This window comes from Azospirillum sp. B2RO_4, from assembly GCF_051124815.1.
Taxonomy (GTDB): Bacteria; Pseudomonadota; Alphaproteobacteria; order Azospirillales; family Azospirillaceae; genus Azospirillum.
In genome coordinates this window covers 93147-111642 of record NZ_CP118492.1, presented here as the reverse complement: position 1 = coordinate 111642, position 18496 = coordinate 93147, and the positions used below count along the sequence as shown (strand labels likewise).

13 protein-coding genes and 5 pseudogenes are annotated in these 18496 nt (G+C 66.9%); 12 read left to right on the top strand and 6 right to left on the bottom strand.

Going from position 1 to position 18496, the window contains the following annotated elements; genetic code table 11:
* Nucleotides 1-142 precede the first annotated feature (142 nt).
* The gene (locus PWS46_RS30185) at nt 143-895 is read right to left on the bottom strand and encodes a terminase gpP N-terminus-related DNA-binding protein (protein ID WP_434626012.1); all 753 of its coding nucleotides are present in this window, start codon (nt 893-895) and stop codon (nt 143-145) included.
* A gap of 257 nt (nt 896-1152) precedes the next feature.
* On the opposite strand from PWS46_RS30185, the pseudogene PWS46_RS30180 reads away from it, so the two are divergent.
* The 8 genes and pseudogenes from PWS46_RS30180 to PWS46_RS30145 all read left to right on the top strand — a co-directional run.
* Nucleotides 1153-1551 (top strand): annotated as a pseudogene (locus tag PWS46_RS30180) (recombinase family protein); the annotation flags it as partial.
* A gap of 250 nt (nt 1552-1801) precedes the next feature.
* On the top strand, nt 1802-2593 hold the full coding sequence (locus PWS46_RS30175; protein ID WP_434626010.1) for an ABC transporter ATP-binding protein: 792 nt from the start codon (nt 1802-1804) through the stop codon (nt 2591-2593).
* Between the two features lie 54 nt (nt 2594-2647).
* A pseudogene (locus tag PWS46_RS30170) lies at nt 2648-3046 on the top strand (acyl-CoA dehydrogenase family protein); the annotation flags it as partial.
* A gap of 113 nt (nt 3047-3159) precedes the next feature.
* Nucleotides 3160-3897, top strand: a pseudogene (istA, locus tag PWS46_RS30165) (IS21 family transposase); the annotation flags it as partial.
* 81 nt (nt 3898-3978) lie between these two features.
* On the top strand, nt 3979-4383 hold the full coding sequence (gene tnpA, locus PWS46_RS30160; protein ID WP_434626008.1) for an IS66-like element accessory protein TnpA: 405 nt from the start codon (nt 3979-3981) through the stop codon (nt 4381-4383).
* Nucleotides 4380-4733 carry an IS66 family insertion sequence element accessory protein TnpB gene (tnpB, locus tag PWS46_RS30155; RefSeq protein ID WP_434626007.1) on the top strand — a complete coding sequence of 118 codons (354 nt, stop codon included), beginning with the start codon at nt 4380-4382 and terminating at the stop codon, nt 4731-4733. The genes tnpA and tnpB overlap by 4 nt, the downstream gene beginning before the upstream one ends.
* A gap of 70 nt (nt 4734-4803) precedes the next feature.
* Nucleotides 4804-6377: pseudogene (gene tnpC / locus PWS46_RS30150) on the top strand (IS66 family transposase).
* Nucleotides 6378-6383: 6 nt separating this feature from the next.
* Nucleotides 6384-6608, top strand: a pseudogene (locus tag PWS46_RS30145) (IS21 family transposase); the annotation flags it as partial.
* A 589-nt stretch (nt 6609-7197) separates the two neighbouring features.
* Here PWS46_RS30145 and PWS46_RS30140 read toward each other — a convergent pair.
* From PWS46_RS30140 to paoA, 5 genes are all read right to left on the bottom strand, one after another.
* Nucleotides 7198-7959, bottom strand: coding sequence for an ABC transporter permease (locus PWS46_RS30140; RefSeq protein ID WP_434626005.1), 762 nt, complete (start codon nt 7957-7959; stop codon nt 7198-7200).
* Nucleotides 7956-8882 carry an ABC transporter ATP-binding protein gene (locus tag PWS46_RS30135; protein WP_434626003.1) on the bottom strand — a complete coding sequence of 309 codons (927 nt, stop codon included), beginning with the start codon at nt 8880-8882 and terminating at the stop codon, nt 7956-7958. The genes PWS46_RS30140 and PWS46_RS30135 overlap by 4 nt, the downstream gene beginning before the upstream one ends.
* A gap of 117 nt (nt 8883-8999) precedes the next feature.
* Complete coding sequence (gene paoC / locus PWS46_RS30130; RefSeq protein WP_434626001.1) at nt 9000-11198, bottom strand: aldehyde oxidoreductase molybdenum-binding subunit PaoC; 2199 nt, start codon at nt 11196-11198, stop codon at nt 9000-9002.
* A gap of 3 nt (nt 11199-11201) precedes the next feature.
* A complete protein-coding gene (locus PWS46_RS30125; protein ID WP_434625999.1) occupies nt 11202-12164 on the bottom strand; it encodes an FAD binding domain-containing protein in 963 nt (320 codons plus the stop codon).
* Nucleotides 12161-12844, bottom strand: a complete 684-nt coding sequence (gene paoA, locus PWS46_RS30120; RefSeq protein ID WP_434625996.1) for an aldehyde dehydrogenase iron-sulfur subunit PaoA — start codon at nt 12842-12844, stop codon at nt 12161-12163. The genes PWS46_RS30125 and paoA overlap by 4 nt, the downstream gene beginning before the upstream one ends.
* Nucleotides 12845-13210: 366 nt before the next feature.
* On the opposite strand from paoA, the gene PWS46_RS30115 reads away from it, so the two are divergent.
* The 4 genes from PWS46_RS30115 to uxuA all read left to right on the top strand — a co-directional run bounded on the left by PWS46_RS30115 (nt 13211) and on the right by uxuA (nt 18438).
* Entirely contained in the window at nt 13211-13606 is a 396-nt protein-coding gene (locus PWS46_RS30115) for a (R)-mandelonitrile lyase (RefSeq protein ID WP_434625994.1), read from the top strand.
* A gap of 530 nt (nt 13607-14136) precedes the next feature.
* Complete coding sequence (locus tag PWS46_RS30110) at nt 14137-15510, top strand: MFS transporter (protein WP_434625992.1); 1374 nt, start codon at nt 14137-14139, stop codon at nt 15508-15510.
* A 160-nt stretch (nt 15511-15670) separates the two neighbouring features.
* The gene (locus PWS46_RS30105; RefSeq protein WP_434625990.1) at nt 15671-17194 is read left to right on the top strand and encodes a mannitol dehydrogenase family protein; all 1524 of its coding nucleotides are present in this window, start codon (nt 15671-15673) and stop codon (nt 17192-17194) included.
* A 53-nt stretch (nt 17195-17247) separates the two neighbouring features.
* Nucleotides 17248-18438 carry a mannonate dehydratase gene (gene uxuA / locus PWS46_RS30100; RefSeq protein ID WP_434625987.1) on the top strand — a complete coding sequence of 397 codons (1191 nt, stop codon included), beginning with the start codon at nt 17248-17250 and terminating at the stop codon, nt 18436-18438.
* The last annotated feature ends 58 nt before the right edge of the window (nt 18439-18496 follow it).

The following is an 18496-nucleotide window of genomic DNA, read 5'->3' as shown; positions in this document are numbered from 1 at the left end:
AAAAACGGGATTGACTTTGCAATTTAGAAGCCTTTAGGCTGCTACTGGAACGTAATCTTTCCGCAGTTTGGTGGTGCAAAGCGACACATCAAACCGGTCCTTCCGCGTTTTCGGTGCAGCAGTATGGCTGGAGCGCTGCCGTTCATGCGGCGTCCAGGACGCGATGACGCAGCAGGTCGAACTTGGCACGGCCACACATTGTTCGCTTGATGGTCTTCAAGCGGCTGATTTGCCCCTCCACTGGTCCGGTGCTCCACGACAGCGACAGCGCCGTGCGGATCGCCGCGAGATCACGCACGAGTCCATCGGTGAACCCAGTGAGGGCGGTTTCTTTCACCGCGGCCAACCATCCATCCAGCCGCGCCGCCTGCTGACGACGCACCATGGTGCTGAACGCGCGCGCAAACTCGATGACCGTAGTGGGTCCCTCGGAATTGGCGAGCAAGGCATCAACGAACCGTTGCTCGGTGGCATCTATCGTCTCTGGGTCAGCCACCACCAGCCAGGCTGCACGGCGCTTCGAGGGCATCTTCCACGTCCCAATCGTGTCGGCCGCGCCGACTGAGGTCGGGTTTGCATTCCGAAGGCGGCGCACCCAGCGCTGCACGGTGCGGAGTTGCCCGCGAAACCCACGCTCCTGGATTTCCTGCCACAGCCGGGCGGCGTTGTGGCAGCCTTCGCCCCAGCGTTGCCGCAGGTGCGCGGCGTGGCCATCGACCGCGCTGCCGCGATCCCGTTGCGACCAGACTGGAAGTTCGCCGGACCGCACCCATGCACGGACGGTCTTGCGATTGATGCCGAGCGTGCGGGCGATCCGCTTCATTGGCCAGCCTTGGCCGTGCAACGCCATCACCTCGTCAAACCGGGCCTGCCGGACGCCATGGCGATCCGTCATTGGCAACTCGGCCGTTGGTGCCGGAAGCGGTGCGGCTGTTGGGGGCGACGAGGTGGCCGTGCCGATCTCCGGAGCGGCTCCCAGGACCACTTCGAAGTGACCCGGCTGAGTGTGCGCGTCATGGCCGAAGCCTACGAACAGGTGGCTCCCGTCCGCCAACGCCGCCGCCGGTCCTGCCCCGCGACGTCCCCGGAGAGCGCGCCTCAGGAAACCAGTGCCACGTCCGACATCCTTGTCAGTCCAGGGAGGTAGCCATTATGTCGACCTTGCGTGCGGCCATCTATGCGCGCGTCTCCACGGAGCAGCAAACCGGCAGCGGAACGATTGCCAGCCAGATCGCCGCCCTCGATGCACGCGCCGTTCAGGACGGACAGGGCATCGCTGCCGAACACCGCTTCGTCGATGACGGCTACAGCGGTGCCACCCTGATCCGGCCAGCCCTGGAGCGCCTACGCGACGCTGCGGCAGCGGGCAACATCGACCGCCTGTACGTCCATTCCCCGGATCGGCTGGCGCGGCGCTATGCTTTTCTGGTGTTGCTCGTTGATGAAGTGCAGCGGGCCGGCGTCGAGGTGGTCTTTCTCAACCGGCCGCTCGGCCAGTCCCCGGAGGACGATCTGCTGCTCCAGGTGCAGGGCATGATCGCCGAGTATGAGCGCGCCAAAATCCTGGAACGTAGCCGCCGCGGCAAACGTCACGCCGCTCGGTCGGGCAGTGTCAACGTGCTGGGCGAGGCCGCCAAGGGCTACACCGCCATCACCACCCAGGCGTCGGGTGCCAATATCCGGTGCTCCAGGAAATCGCGAAGACGGTCTATGGCGCCGAGCACGGCATCCAGGTTCGCGACCCCGCCGCCGAAGAGGCGAGCAACTGACCGCAACCCGGCCAAAGAGGAGTCCCGCCGCCATGACGGTTCACGAGCTGCTGCTGTCGCTGGACGGGGTCGAGGCGACCTACAACCACGCCATCCGCGCACTGTCGGGCGTCAGCCTGACCGTGCGGACAGGGGAGATCGTCGCCCTGCTCGGCGCCAACGGAGCCGGCAAGACCACGGCCCTGAAGGCGCTGTCCGGCCTGCTGCCGGCGGAGCACGGCCAAGTCGCCGCCGGCAGCATCGTCTATGACGGCAGGGACGTCACCCGCCGCAGCCCGGCCGAACTGGTGCGCGCCGGGCTGGTGCAGGAGCTGGAGGGTCGTCACTGCTTCCGCTCCCTGACCGTCGAGGACAACCTGATTGTCGGCGGCTGGGTGCGCGGGCTGGGCCGAACCGCCCTGAGGTCGGAGTTGGAGCGCATCTACACCCTGTTCCCCCGGCTGCGCGACAGGCGCAGGATACCTGCCGGCCTGACCTCGGGCGGTGAACAGCAGATGGCGGCGGTCGGCCGGGTGCTGATGGCGCGGCCCCGGCTGCTGGTGCTGGACGAGTCGTCGATGTGCCTCGCCCCGCTGGTGGTCGAGGGCATCTTCGCCGCGCTGAAGCGCCTGAACCGCGAGGAGGGATTGTCGATCCTGGTGGCGGAACAGAACTCCACCGTCGCCCTGCGCCATGCCGACCGCACCAGCGTGCCGGAGACCGGCCGCACCGTGCTGGACGGTCCCGCCGCCGACCTGCGCGAACGCGACGACATCAAGGCATTCTATCTCGGCTTCGGCGTCGGCGGCCACGCCTCCACGGCAACCGCCCCCGCCGCCGCCTGACCGGGCCAATCCAAGACCATGAAGGATATGAGACGATGACCACTGCCGTTCTCAATACCCCTGCCGACACCGCCGTCACCGCGCCGCAGGGCGTTCCCGGCCTGCCGCGCCCCCGGCAAACCCGCACACGTCATCAGGGACGATGCCGAAGCCATCGCGGTGGCGGAGGCGCTGGCCCGCGATGTCGCCGGCACCGCGTCGAAGCGTGACCGCGACCGCATCCTGCCGGTGGCCGAACTGGACGCCTTCTCGCAGAGCGGCCTTTGGTCGATCAACGTGCCGAAGGCCTTCGGCGGGCCGAAGGTCTCCTACGCGACGCTGGCCAGGGTGGTGCAGATTATCGCGGCGGCGGACCCGTCACTGTCGCAGATCTCGCAGAACCATCTGGGCGTGGTCGCCGCCATCCGCACAGTCTCGGACGAGGCGCAGCAGCGCCTGCTGTTCGGCGAGGTGTGAATCAGCATGGAATAAGGACCCTGTATAGGGGGTGATCGGCATCCAAACGGGATCCCTGAAGCTTTGAGTCCACACTGGCCGCCATGGAGGACATGGAGGCCTGTCGAGGGATGCTGATTGTGGAAACGATCGCGAAGATCCGTCGTGCCTACTTCGTGCAGCAGAGGCCGATCAAGGTGATCTGCCGGGAGTTTGGGTTGTCCCGGAAGGTCGTGCGGAAGGTGATCCGGTCGGAGGCCACGGAGTTCCGCCACACGCGCACGAACCAGCCTTTGCCGAAGATCGGCCCCTGGCGCGAGCGCCTGACGCTGGTCCGGCTGTTCGAAACGTTACGGTCCCGCGGCTATGAAGGCGGCTACGACGCTGTCCGTCGTTATGCCCGGGTTTGGCGGCAGGAACAGGGCCCCTCCGTCGCCCAAGCCTACGTGCCGTTGAGCTTTGCGCCAGGCGAGGCCTACCAGTTCGACTGGAGCCATGAGGTCGTCCTGATCAACGGAACGACGGTCACGGTGAAGGTGGCCCTTGTCCGCCTGTGCCACAGCCGGATGCTGTTCGTGCGGGCCTATCCGCGCGAAAGCCAGGAGATGGTGTTCGATGCGCACGACCGGGCTTTCGCCTTCTTCAAGGGGGCCTGCACACGGGGCATCTACGACAACATGAAGACGGCGGTCGACACGATCTTCGCCGGCAAGGAGCGCGCCTACAACCGGCGCTTTTTGCAGATGTGCAGCCACTATCTGGTCGATCCGGTCGCCTGCACCCCGGCATCGGGCTGGGAAAAGGGACAGGTCGAGAACCAGGTCGGCCTAGTCCGCGAGCGCTTCTTCACCCCCCGGCTGCGGGTGAAGGTAAGCGGTGTTCTGGTCCCACCTTTCGGCGGGATCAAGGCGGAGCGAATCTCCCGGATCGCATGATCGGGAGAACGGTTTGTGTCTACGCTCGACCTTACGCTTGACCAGGAGCCCGTGCGGGTGCGCCGCATGGAGGTGATCACGGGCGATGTAGGGCGCCGGACCTGGTCGCCAGAGGAGAAGGCGCGGATCCTGGCTGAGGCGGCGGTACCCGGGGTCGTGGTCTCCGAAGTGGCCCGGCGTCACGGATTGCGGCCCCAGCAGGTGTTCGGCTGGCGCCGGGAAGCGCGTGCCGCCAACCGCTTCCAGGAAGAGGGGTTGGTGTTTGCGCCGGTGGTGCTGGACACCACGCCGCCCCCAGCCGCAGAGAAGGAACTCCCGACCATCGAAGTGCAGATCGGCGATGCGGTGGTGCGCGTGCCGGCCGGCATGGACAGCGCCACCGTCAAGGCGGTGCTGCGCGCGGTGAGGGCGTCGCGGTGATCGGCATCGAGGGCGCGGTGCGGGTTCTTGTCGCCGCCAAGCCGGTCGATTTCCGCAAGGGTATGGATGGTTTGGCCGCCCTGGTGCAGCAGCAACTGGGGGCGGATCCCTTCAGCGGGGTCGTCTACGTCTTCCGCTCCAAGCGAGCCGACCGGGTGAAACTCCTGCACTGGGACGGCACCGGCCTGGTTCTCATCGCGAAGAGGTTGGAGGCCGGCCAGTTCCGCTGGCCAGCGATCCGCGACGGCGTGATCCGGCTGACCCCGGCTCAGCTCTCGGCGCTCGTGGAGGTTCTGGACTGGACCCGGGTGCGCGGCGTGCGGGTGCCGCGGCCGACGTCCGCCGGCTGAGCTGCGACACAGCGACTCGCTTGCCGCTTCGGAGGCGAGGACTGCTCAAGCCGCCGCTATACTGGTGGACGTGACGACCGCGCCTGAAACCCTTCCCAGCGATCCTGACGAACTGCGTGCCCTGCTGCTGGCCGAACGGGTCCGGCATGCCGCAGAGCTGATCGCGGCCCGTTCCTCGGCCGAGGAGGAGATCGCCCGGCTGCGCCAAATCATCCGGGAATTGCAGCGCCATCGCTTCGGCCGCCGGGCCGAGCGCCTTGATCCGGACCAGCTGGCCTTGGCCTTGGAGGACCTGGAGCAGACGCTGGCCGCCAAGGAGGCCGAGCCCACCGGCTCTGCGGGGACCAAGCCGGCCCCTTCGCCGCCCCGGCGTCGGGTGAACCGCGGCAACCTGCCAGCCGATCTGCCGCGTGAGGAGATCCTCATCGATGTCGCCGACAAGACCTGCCCATGTTGCGGCGGCACGCTGCATCCCATCGGCGAGGATGTTTCGCAGCGTCTGGATCTCATCCCGGCCCGCTTCCGGGTGCTGGTGACCCGCCGGCCGAAATACGCCTGCCGCCATTGCGAGGAGGGCGTCGTGCAGGCCGCGGCGCCGGCGCGCATCGTGGACGCCGGCTTCCCCACCGAGGCGCTGATTGCCCACGTGCTGGTGTCCAAATTTGCCGATCACCCGCCGCTCTACCGTCGGGCTCAGATCACGCGCGCCAGGGTGTCGATCTCGACCGCTCCACCCTGGCCGACTGGGTCGGACGGGCGGCGTGGTATCTGCGGCCGCTCCATGAGCGATTGCTGGCCAGCCTGGGGGCGCCGGGCAAGCTGTTCGCCGACGAGACGACGGCGCCGGTGCTCGACCCCGGACGGGGCAGCACGAAGACCGCCCAGCTCTGGGCCTACGCGCGCGACGATCGCCCCTGGAACGGACCGGAGCCGCCGGCGGTGGCCTACGTCTATGCTCCCGATCGCAAGGCGGAACGGCCGGTGGCGCATCTACAGGGGTTCACCGGCGTGCTCCAGGTCGACGGCTATGCCGGCTATCGCAAGCTGGCCGAGGGCGGAGCCGTGCGCCTCGCCTTCTGCTGGGCGCACGTCCGCCGGGGCTTCTATGATCTCCAGACCGGCGGCTCAGCGCCGATCGCCAGCGAAGCCTTGCGGCGCATCGCCCAGTTGTACGCAGTGGAGGCCGAGATCCGCGGCCATGACTCCGAAGCGCGCCGCCGGGAGCGCCAGGCCCGCTCGACGCCGCTGATTGCGGAACTGAAGACGTGGCTGGAAAAGCAACTGGCGACCGTGTCGCGCAAATCGACATTGGCCGAGGCGATCCGCTACGCGCTCAGCCGCTGGGAAGGGCTGACGCTGTTCCTCGACGACGGCCGGGTGGAGATCGACAGCAACAGCGTGGAGCGTAGCATCCGCCCGCTCGCCCTCACGCGCAAGAATGCTCTGTTCGCCGGCAGCGACGGTGGCGGCGAGCACTGGGCGACCATCGCGTCGCTGGTGGAAACCTGCAAGCTCAGCGGTGTCGATCCGCAGGCCTGGTTCGCCGATGTCCTGACCAAACTCGCCAGCGGGCATCCGATCACCAGGCTCAATGAGCTGCTGCCCTGGAGCTATGCCCAGCACGCCGAAACTGCCGTGGCCTGAAAACACCGCTTACGGGTGAAGAGCTACGACGAACTCAACGGCTTGCTCCTGGACCGCTGCGTCGCCCACGCCAAGGCGCATCGCCATCCTGAAATGCGGGAGCGGACGGTCTGGGAGATGTTCGAGGCAGAGCGGCCGAGCTTGGTTCCTTATGCCGGACGGTTCGACGGTTTCCATGCCGTGCCGGCCTCGGTGTCCAAGACCTGTCTGGTGCGCTTCGACAACAACAAATTATTCAACCAGCAACGAAAGAAACGCCCTAAGATTGTATGTTTTTCGCTGTCGGTGTGCTTTTGGCGAGCATTGTTTGGCGTATTGTGAAAACAACAATTGCACAAATCAGAGCGGCTGCAGGGGTTATGCAATCAATAGCAATAGTTGAGTAATTAAAAGTTATCCATTTCTTTTCATCCGCCAGACGGCTTTGGTGACGGCCGCTTTCAGACCACCACCACATGATGCGGTTCCAGCCAACCGCAAATCTCCGCCAGGGTCAGCTCCTGAAGGTCCTGTGAATACGACCGGCCGCTCTTCCACTCCACGACAGCCCCCGGCCGTTTGTGTCGGAGATCCATGAATCACATATTCCCGGCAACATTGCCGCGGCAATTTTCTTATCGATGGATATCTCCACCGCTGACGCTGCATCGGCCAGCCAAAAAGCAGAACGGTGGCCGCGGGGGCTCCGATGGGGTCCGCCCACAAGGCATGTGGTGAAACCGAGGATGACGGGCCGATCCAACAGGCCAATGGATGCCGATCCACAGCCGACCCCATCCGGTGCTGGGATGGGGTGCGGCGCAGGTTCAGAGGAGATGGATCAGTTTTTCAGCTTGTAGCCCGTGCGGAAAATCCACCAGACGACGGCGAGGCAGACCGCCATCATCAACGCGACCATGGCAAGGCTCAGCGCGACCGGCACATCGGCGGCGCCGTAGAAGCTCCAACGGAAACCGCTGACCAGATAGACGACCGGGTTGAACAGGGTGACTTTCTGCCAGAACGGCGACAGCATGCTGATCGAATAGAAACTCCCGCCCAGGAAGGCGAGCGGTGTGACGATCAGCATCGGGACGATCTGCAGCTTTTCCCAGCCGTCGGCCCAGATGCCCAGAATGAAGCCGAGCAGGCTGAAGGTCACCGACGTCAGCATGAGGAAGGCGACCATCCAGACGGGGTGGGCGATGGAGAAATCCACGAACAGCCGCGCCGTCAGCAGAATCAGCGTTCCCAGGATGACCGACTTTGTCGCCGCCGCTCCGACATAGCCGATCACCGTTTCGAAGGCGGAGACGGGGGCCGACAGCAGCTCGTAGATCGTGCCGGAATACCGTGGCATGTAGATGCCGAAGGATGCGTTCGATACGCTCTCCGTCAGCACCGACATCATGACGAGGCCGGGGACGAGGAATGCGCCGTAGCTGACGCCCTCCACCGCGGCGAAACGGCTGCCGATCGCCGCCCCGAAGACGATGAAGTACAGCGAGGTGGAGATCACCGGGCCCGCGATGCTCTGGAACAGCGTGCGCCAGGTGCGGGCCAACTCGAATTTATAAATGGCCTTGATCGCATGCAGGTTCATGCCCGTTCCCTCACCAGGCTGACGAAGATTTCCTCCAGGGAACTCTCATTCGTGCGCAGGTTCGTGTAGGTGATGCCATGGTCGCCCAGCTTGCGGAGCAGCCCGGCGATGCCCGTGCGCTCCTGCTGGGTATCGAACCGGTAGACCAGTTCCCGCCCGCCTTCCGACAGGGTCAGGGGATAGCCCGCGAGTTCGGCCGGTATGGCCTCCAGCGGGGTTTGCAGCTGCAAGGTCAGCAGCCGCTTGCCCAGCTTTTCCATCAGCGCGGCCTTTTCCTCCACCAGGACGATCCGGCCGCCGGAGATCACGCCGATGCTGTCGGCCATCTCCTCGGCCTCCTCGATGTAGTGGGTGGTCAGGATGATGGTGACGCCGCTGTCGCGCAGACGCCCGATCATCTCCCACATGCCGCGGCGAAGCTCGACATCCACGCCGGCGGTCGGCTCGTCGAGGAACAGGATGCGCGGCTCGTGCGACAGCGCCTTGGCGATCAGCACGCGCCGCTTCATGCCGCCCGACAGCGCCATCACCTTGGTGTCCTTCTTGTCCCACAGGGACAGGTCCTTCAGGATCCTCTCGATGACCACCGGGTCGGGCGGTTTGCCGAACAGACCCCGGCTGAAGCTGACGGTCGCCCAGACGCTCTCGAACGCTTCGGTCGTCAGCTCCTGCGGGACGAGGCCGATCAGCGACCGCGCGGCGCGCCAGTCCCGCAGAATGTCGTGGCCGTCCACCGTCACGCTGCCGGATGTCGGCCGGACGATGCCGCAGACGATGCTGATCAGCGTCGTCTTGCCGGCGCCGTTGGGGCCGAGCAGTGCCAGGATCTCGCCGCGGCGGATGTCGAGATCGACTCCTTTCAGTGCCTGGAAACCGGATGCGTAGGTCTTTTCCAACCCACGGATCTCAATGATAGGCTGCATGTGTTCCCTCGGCTTGGGGGCTGTCTCCCCGGTGCGGACGCCACCGGGGAGGAGCCACCATAGCGCCCGCCGGAACTCGGCGGAATCCGAACCTGGGCCATGGCCGTGGATCGGCGCTCACCCCACCTCCGGCATCCGGTCCAGCAGCTTGTCCAGCGTGACCGGATAGTCGCGCACGCGCACGCCGGTCGCGTTGTAGACGGCGTTGGCGATGGCGGCCCCCACGCCGCAAAGGCCGAGTTCGCCGACGCCCTTGGCCTTCATCGGCGAGGAGATCGGGTCGGTCTCGTCGAGGAAGATGACCTCCTGGTGCGGGATGTCGGCATGGACCGGCACCTCGTAGCCGGCAAGGTCGTGGTTGACGAAGAAGCCGGCGCGCCGGTCCACCGCCAGCTCCTCCATCAACGCCGCGCCGACGCCCATGGTCATCGCGCCGATCACCTGGCTGCGCGCCGACAGCGGATTGAGGATGCGCCCGGCGGCACAGACCGCCAGCATGCGTCGCACGCGAACTTCCGCCGTCGCGGCATCGACGCCGACCTCGACGAAATGGGCGCCGAAGGTGGATTGCTGATAGCGCTTGTCGAGGTCGCCATACTCGATGCCGTCCTCGGCGGCGAGGCCGTCGTCGCCCGCCGCCTGGGCGAGCGGGATGCTGCGGTTGCCGGCCCGGACCTCCCCATCCGCGAACACCGCGTCGGCGGAGTTGAAGCCGAGCTTGCCGGCCACCGCCTCGCGCAGCTTGACGCAGGCGGCATACACCCCGGCGGTGGAGTTGTTGGCGCCCCACTGACCGCCCGACCCGGCGGATGCCGGGAAGGATGAATCGCCGAGACGCACCGTCACCCTGTCCAGTTCCACGCCCATCATCTCCGCCGCGGTCTGGGCGATGATGGTGTAGCTGCCGGTGCCGATGTCGGTCATGTCGGTTTCGACCGTCACCCTGCCCTGCTTGTCGAGCCGCACCCGCGCCGCCGATTTGGTCAGCAGATTGTTGCGGAAGGCGGCGGCGACGCCGAGGCCGGTCAGCCAATGTCCGTCGCGGCTCTTTCCGGGCTGCGGATTGCGCTTGGCCCAGCCGAAGCGGTCGGCGCCCTGGCGCAGGCATTCCACCAGCTGGCGCTGGGAGAATGGGCGGTCGGGCTGGGCGGGATCGACCTGGGTGTCGTTGCGGATGCGGAATTCGACGGGATCGAGGCCGAGCTTCTCCGCCATCTCGTCCATGGCGATTTCAAGCGCCATCAGCCCTGGCGCCTCGCCCGGCGCACGCATGGCATTGCCTTCCGGCAGGTCGAGCCGTGCCAGCCGCAGCGCGGTCAGGCGGTTGGCCCCGGCATAGAGCAGCTTCGTCTGGTCGACCGCCGTCTCCGGGTCGCCGCCCGACAGGTTGCCGGACCAGCTTTCATGCGCGATGGCGGTAATGGTGCCGTCGCGCTCGGCGCCGATGCGGATCCGCTGGATCGTCGCCGGCCGGTGGGTGGTGTTGTTCGCGATGAGGGGCCGCTGCAGCGTCACCTTGACCGGCCGCCCGGCGGCGCGGGCGCCCAGCGCCGCCAGCACGGTGTCGGCGCGCAGGAACAGCTTGCCGCCGAAGCCGCCGCCGACGAAGGGGGAGATCAGGCGCACCTTCTCCTTCGGCATCTTCAGCGTGCGGGCGAGGTCACCGGTGGTCCAGGCGATCATCTGGTTGGACAGCCAGACGGTGAGCCGGTCGCCGTCCCAGGCGGCGACGGTGGCGTGCGGCTCCATCATCGCGTGGGTCTGGTCGGGGGTGGTGTAGGTCGCGTCGAGCGTCACCGGGGCGGCCGCGAAGGCGCCGGCGAAATCACCGACATCGCTGTCGGACTTGCCGCCTTCCGGCTTGGTGGCGCCATCCTTCGCCTTTGCCAGATCGAAGGCACCGTCGGTGCGGTCGTAGGTGACGCGGACGAGTGCGGCGGCGGCCCGCGCCTGTTCGAAGCTTTCCGCCACGACCAGGGCGATGGCCTGATGGTAATGCTCGATCTCGGGGCCGCCCAGCAGCGTCGCCGTGTTCATCCTGCCCTTGCCGAGCGTGCCCGCGGTCTCGGCGGTGACGACGGCGAGGACACCGGGTGCGGCCTTGGCGTCGGCGAGGTCCATCGCGGATATGCGCCCCTTGGCGATGGCCGAGCCCACGATATAGCCATAGGCCGCGTCCGGAACGGCATCGTGCCGTTCATAGGCATAGGGGGCGGTGCCCGTGGTCTTCAGCGGGCCGTCGATGCGCGGCGTCGGCTTGCCGACCACCGCGAGGCGGTCGATCGGGTTGGTCGTCGCGGGGGTGTCGAACTTCATGTCTCAGCCTTTCGCTTCGGCCAGAACCGCGCCGAGCGTGCGCTCGGCCAGGGGCAGCTTGAACGCATTGTCATGGGTCGGCTTGGCCTCGGCCAGCAGCCGGGCGGCCACCGCCTTGGCGCCCCGCGGCATCTCCGCCTCGGCGTCCTCGACACGCCACGGCTTGGGCGCGACGCCGCCGAGCGCCACGCGTCCGTTGCCGTCGGGCTGCACGATCGCCGCCACCGAAATCAGCGCGAAGGCGTAGGAGGCGCGGTCGCGCACCTTGCGATAGATTTGCGCGCCGCCGGCCGGCTTGGGCAGTGTGACCGCCGTGATCAGCTCGCCGTGTTCCAGCGCCGTTTCGATGTGCGGCGTGTCGCCGGGCAGCCGGTGGAAATCGGCGACCGCAATGGTCCGCGTCGCGCCGTCAGGCTTCACCGTCTCCACCGTGGCGTCGAGCACGCGCATCGCCACCGCCATGTCGCTGGGATGGGTGGCGATGCAGGCGCCGCTGCCGTCATTGTTGCCGCCGATGACGGCGAGTTGGCGGCTGAACCCGCCGATGGCGGCGCAGCCGCTGCCGGGCCGGCGTTTGTTGCAGGGTTGGTTGGTGTCGTAGAAATAGGGGCAGCGCGTGCGCTGGAGCAGGTTGCCCGCGGTCGTCGCCTTGTTGCGCAGCTGTCCCGACGCGCCGGCAAGCAGGGCGCGGGACAGCACGCCATAGTCGCGGCGCACGCGGGCATCGGCGGCGAGGTCGGTGTTGCGCACCAGCGCCCCGATGCGCAGGCCGCCCTCCGGCGTCGGTTCCACGCTGTCGAGCTTCAGGCCGTTGACGTCGACCAGATGGACCGGCGTCTCGATCTCCAGCTTCATCAGGTCGAGCAGGTTGGTGCCGCCGGCGATGAAGCGGGCGTTCGAATTGCGCTGCACGGCTTCGGCGGCGGCGGCAGGCGATGACGCGCGCTCGTAGGTGAAGGGCCTCATGCATCCCTCCCGGCGACCTCGGTGATCGCATCGACGATGTTGGAATAGGCGCCGCAGCGGCAGATGTTGCCGCTCATCCGCTCGCGCAGTTCGGCGTTGGTGAGCTGCGGCGCGGTGGTCAGGTCGGCGCTGACATGGCTGGGGATGCCGGCCTTGATCTCCTCCAGCGTCGCGACGGCGGAACAGATCTGCCCCGGCGTGCAATAGCCGCATTGATAGCCATCATGCTTGACGAAGGCCGCCTGCATCGGGTGCAGGTCGTCGGGTCGGCCCAGGCCTTCGATGGTGGTGACGCTGTCGCCCTCATGCATCACGGCCAGCGACAGGCAGGAATTCAACCGCCGGCCATCGACGATCACCGTGCAGGCGCCGCATTGGCCGTGGTCGCATCCCTTCTTGGTCCCGGTCAGATGCAGATGCTCGCGCAGCGCGTCGAGCAGCGTGGTCCGCGTGTCGAGCTGCAGCGTATGTGACGTGCCGTTCACTGTGAGGGAGACTTTTGACATGACGGGGGACAGGACGGGAGTGCCGTCTGGCATGGCTGGCCTTTCGCTGGCGGTGGTTTGGGCGATGGTGGCTTGGGCCGGCGTCGCGAACGGCACGCCGGTCATCGCCACGGTGGCGGCGCTCCCGAGCAGCAGGCCGCGCCGCGACATCTCGAGGTTTCCGAAACCCTCCATGTCCTGTTTCCTTCCTCTTGACCGGTCGCAAAGACAGGTGCAACGCGCGATGATGTCCGCAGGACGGGCCTTCCGGATGTTCACTGCGGAAACCGGTGGCTCGGCATGAACAACGGACGGAAGACTGATTCCGGTCCACCAGGCTGTTGGTCCGGCGTTTTCGATAACGCCTATCGAATTGCTTCATGAAACCGGACGGCGAGGGCAACTGTTCCCATGGCATTGTCATTTGTCTGGCCTGCCCTGGGAATCGTCGCAGCGCTGATCGCCACCCCGATGTTCGTCCCGGCGCCGGATCAACCCCGGCGGGATGGTCTTCCAGTCATGGCATGGGCATTGGAACGCACGAATGGAAAGGAATTTCACATGAAGATCACGCGCGTCGGCACTCAGCCGTCCAAACCGGGTCCTGAAGATTATTTTACCGGCCGTGTCCGCATTGACCCGCTCTTCGCGGCGGAGGATCCGGGGCGTGTCACCGGTGCGACCGTCACGTTCGAGCCGGGAGCCCGGACCGCCTGGCACACGCATCCCCTTGGTCAGACCCTGCTGATCACCCAGGGCGTTGGCCGTGTCCAGCGCGAGGGCGGCCCGGTGGAGATCGTCCGCCCCGGCGACGTCGTCTGGTTTCCGGCCGACGAGAAGCACTGGCACGGCGCCGCGCCGGATGTCGCCATGACCCACATCGCCATCCAAGAGAGCCTCAACGGCTCGGCCGTCACCTGGCTCGAAAAGGTCAGCGACGCCGATTACGGCGGCTGACCCGAAACCCGAACCCAATCACCCATGTTTTTCATGGCCGGTGGCGCAGAGTCTGCCGCACCGGACAGGAACCCTGCACCACTGGACCGCGATGGAAAACCGTGCGGTCTGTCGGTTCACCGCCGGATCTACCGGGAGGATGCGACGCCCGATCCTTTGGCGGAACGGTTGATCGGACATCGCCGCTGATGGCGTGCGGGACCTGACCTGACGAAATGCCGCAGATGCCGCGGTTGACCGTCGGCCGGAGGCGCAACTACCATACCAGTAACTGGAATGGTAGTATGCAACGCCACGAACGGTGCGTAAGCGGCACCGCTCCCGACGATGGCCGGACTGCTCCAGGAAACAGTGCTGAAACGTGCGACCGCCGCCCGGTGGTGCCGCGGGTAACCCGGACAACCGGTTCCCGCGCCCGACCATCCGTGCGCCCGAAAACATCGGGCCAAGAGTATTGATGGACCGGAACCGGCGCGCAGAGTCTGCGCGGCGACCGGCGGCGGCGTGCGTCCTGGCTGGAGATGCCAATCATGAGCGAACAGACAATTGCCGACGCCCCACCCGGCCAGTCGGCGGAACCGGCCCGCAAGGCCGGCGGCATCGGCAATGCGGCGGGCAAAGCGGCGGTCACGGTAAGCAAGGCCATCGGCCGCTACCGCTGGACCATCTGCGGCCTGCTCTTCTTCTCGACCACCATCAACTATATGGACCGTCAGGTTCTGGGCCTGTTGAAGTCCACGCTGATGGGCGACATGGGCTGGACCGAATCGGACTTCGGCGACATCGTCGCCGCCTTCTCGCTGGCCTACGCCTTCGGCTACATCGGCTGCGGCCGGCTGATGGACAAGATCGGCATCCGCATCGGCCTGCCGGCTGCGGTCGCCGGCTGGAGCTTCTTCGCCTGCGTCCATGCCCTGATGGGCAGCGTCCTCGGCTTCAAGGTGGCGCGCGCCGGCCTCGGCCTGACCGAAGGCGGCAATTTCCCGGCCTCGATCAAGGCCGTGTCGGAGTGGTTCCCGGCCAAGGAACGGGCGCTCGCCACCGGTATCTTCAACGCCGGTTCCAACGTCGGCGCGGTCGTCGCACCGATCCTGGTGCCGATTCTGCTGGTCGCCTACGGCTGGCAGGCCGCCTTCCTGGTCACCGGCGGCATCGGCTTCTTCTGGGTCATCGCCTGGCTGCTGATCTACCGCAAGCCGGAAGAGCATCCGAAGCTGACGCCCGAGGAGCTGGCCTATATCCGCAGCGACCCGGTGCTGCCGCAGGAGAACATTCCCTGGATCAAGCTGCTGAGCTACCGCGGCACCTGGGCGAACATCGTCGGCACCTGCTTCTCGGCTCCGGTGTGGTGGTTCTACCTGAACTGGGTTCCCGGCTTCCTGAACAAGCAGTATGGCGTCAACCTGTTCGGGGCGATGCTGCCGCTGATCATCATCTACACCATGGCCGATTTCGGCAGCGTCGGCGGCGGCTGGTTCTCTTCCCACCTGATCAAGCGCGGCGTGAAGCCCCTGCGCGCCCGCAAGCTGACCTTCCTGGTCTGCGGCCTGTGCGTGCTGCCGGTGTTCTTCGCCTCCACCGTTTCCAGCATGTGGGTCGCCGTGCTGCTGATCGGCATCGCCGCCTCCGCCCACCAGGGCTATTCGGCCAACGTCTACACCATCGTGTCCGACACCATGCCGCGTAACGCGGTGGGGTCGGTGGTCGGCATCGGCGGCTTCTGCGCCTACTTCGTCGGCATGTTCGTGTCGATGGGCGTCGGCCGCCTGCTGGATGCCACCAACGGCAATTATCAGGTGCTGTTCGGCATCGCGTCGGTCCTCTACCTCGTCGGTCTGGCGATCATGCATCTGATCCTGCCGAAGACCGGATCGGGCAAGACCCCGGCCGGGATCGAGGTCTGATCTCTCCGTCCACTCTGTCCCAATACTCCGGGGCGCCCTGCCCCGGAGTCCTCACCAGCGACCAACAGTCTTACCGAATGACGGTGCACCGGCCACCCGCACTGCCCAACGGGGCAGCGGACAGGGAGACCGCAGCGACCGCCGCGAACCGGAGCCCATCATGCCCGACGCGAACACCGCCCTGCTGGCGGCCCGTCCTTCACGAACCCGCCTGTCCACCGACAGCCTCGACCGCTTGGCCCCGGCCATCGAACGTCCCGCCTACGACCGCGCCGCGGTGACGCCGGGCATCGTCCATATCGGCCTCGGCGCCTTCTGCCGCGCCCATCTCGCCACCTACACCGACGACGTGCTGGCGACCGGCGACCAAAGCTGGGGCATCGTCGGCGTCGATCCGCTGTCCCCGGCGATCCGCGACGCGCTGAAGCCGCAGGATTGCCTCTACACCCTGCTGGTGCGCGAGGAGAACCGCGACCGGCTGCGCGTGGTCGGTTCCTTCCTCGACGCGCTGGCGACCGCCGACCAGTTGGGCGAGGTGCTGGCCCTGATGGCGAAGCCGGAAATCCGGATCGTCACCCTGACGGTCACGGAAAAGGGCTATTGCCAGGATGCCGCCACCGGTTCGCTGGACGAGGCGCATCCGCTGATCCGCGCCGACCTTGCCGATCCCACCCACCCGCGCAGCGTCCCCGGCCTGCTGGCCGAAGCGATCCGCCGCCGTCGCGCCGCCGGGGTGCCGCCCTTCACGGTGCTGGTCTGCGACAACCTCGCCCAGAACGGCATCAAGGTGCGCGGCATCGTCGTGCGCTATGCCGAGCTGTGCGATCCGGAGCTTGCCGCCTACATTGCCGGGCAGGTCAGTTTCCCCTGCACGATGGTCGACCGCATCACCCCCGCAACCCAGGACGCCGACCGCGCCACGGTGGAGGACGCGACCGGCTGCGCCGATGCCTGGCCGGTGGTGAGCGAGCCGTTCAAGCAGTGGGTGATCGAGGACCGCTTTCCGCTCGGCCGCCCGGCTTGGGAAAAGGCCGGTGCCATCCTGGTCGAGGATGTCCACCCGTTCGAGCTGATGAAGCTGCGCTGCCTGAACGGCGCCCATTCGCTGCTGGCCTATCTGTCGGTGATCGCCGGGATCGAGACCATTGCCGATGCCATGGCAGACCCGCAGCTGCCGGCCGTCATGCGCCGTCTGTGGGCATCCGACCTCATCCCCACGCTGCCGCCGGTGCCGGGAACGGACATTCCCGCCTACACCGCGGCGCTGGAGGCACGCTTCCGCAATCCCGGCATCCGCCACCGCACCATCCAGATCTCCTCCGACGGTTCGCAGAAGCTGCCGCCGCGCCTGCTGGAGCCGGCGCGCGAGCTGTTCGCCGCCGGCAAGGCACCGCAGGTGATCCCGTTGGCCGTCGCCACCTGGATGCGCTTCCTGCTGGAAAGGGACGAGGCCGGAAACGCCTACACGGTCGCCGACCCGATGGCGGCGGCGCTGACCGGCATCGCGCGCGCCAACAGCGGCGATGCCGGCGCCCTGGCGGCGGCCCTGTTCGCCCTTGAGGACATCTTCGCACCGGAACTGGTGGCGGAGGACGCCTTCCGGACCGCGGTCGTCCGCCATCTCGACAGCCTGATGAGCGCCGGCGTCGCCAAGACGCTGACCGCCTTCCTCGCCACCCCGTGACTTGCGGCGGCCATCACCCCCGCCACCTCACCCGAATTTGAAAGGACCCCATCATGCAGGAAACCTGGCGCTGGTTCGGCCCGGACGACCCCGTCACCCTGGAGAAGGCCCGTCAGGCCGGTGCGACCGGCATCGTCACGGCGCTTCACCACATGAATCAGGGCAGCGTCTGGACGCCCGAGGAAATCCAGAAGCGCCGCGCCATGATCGAGGCCGCCGGCCTGACCTGGTCGGTGGTGGAAAGCATCGGCGTCGGCGAGGAGATCAAGACCCGTACCGGCGACTACCGCAGCAAGATCGACAATTACAAGCAGTCGATCCGCAATGTCGCCCGTGCCGGTATCCCGGTGATCTGCTACAACTTCATGGTCATCACCGACTGGAGCCGGACCAACCTGATGCACCGGCTGCCGAACGGCGGCTATGCCCTGCGCTACGACAGCGTCGATTTCGCCGCCTACGACCTGTTCGTGCTGAAGCGCCGCAATGCGGAGGCCAGCTACGACCCCGCCCATGTCGCCGCCGCCAAGGCGCGGTTCGAGGCGATGGCGGTGGAGCAGGTCGCCGAGTTGGAGCGCAACCTGATCGACTGGCTGCCGGCCCGCGACTTCGCCTATGACCGCGACAGCTTCCGCGGCATGCTGGAGCTGTACCAGGAGATCGGCGTCGAGGACCTGCGCGCCAATCTGGTCAAGTTCCTGCGCGAGATCACGCCGATCGCCGAGGAAGAGGGGGTGCGGCTGTGCATCCACCCCGACGATCCGTCCTTCCCCATCTTCGGGTTGCCCCGTGTCATGTCCACCGCGGAGGATGTCCGGGCGCTGTTCGCCGCCGTGCCGCAGGAGGCCTGTGGCCTGACCCTGTGCACCGGCTCCTTCGGGTCCAACCCGAAGAACGATCTGGTGATGATGGCGAAGGAGTTCGCCCCGCGCATCCATTTCGTCCATCTGCGCAACACCACGCACGAGCCCGACGGCTCCTTCTACGAGGCCGACCATCTCGGCGGCGACACCGACCTGATCGGCGTGGCTGCGGCAATGATCGACGAGGAGACCCGCCGCAAGCGGACCGGACGCGCCGACGCCCAGATCCCGATGCGCCCCGACCACGGCCATCTGCTGGGCGACGACATCGGCCAGACGATGAACCCCGGCTATTCCTTCGTCGGACGCTTGAAGGGGCTGGCCGAACTGCGCGGCGTCATGCGCACCATCGAAGCCTTCCGCGAAAAGCGGGTGGCCTGACCGGTGGCGGGGTCCCTCTCCAGTGCGGGGAGAGGGGCCCCGGCCATCCGGGCACCTG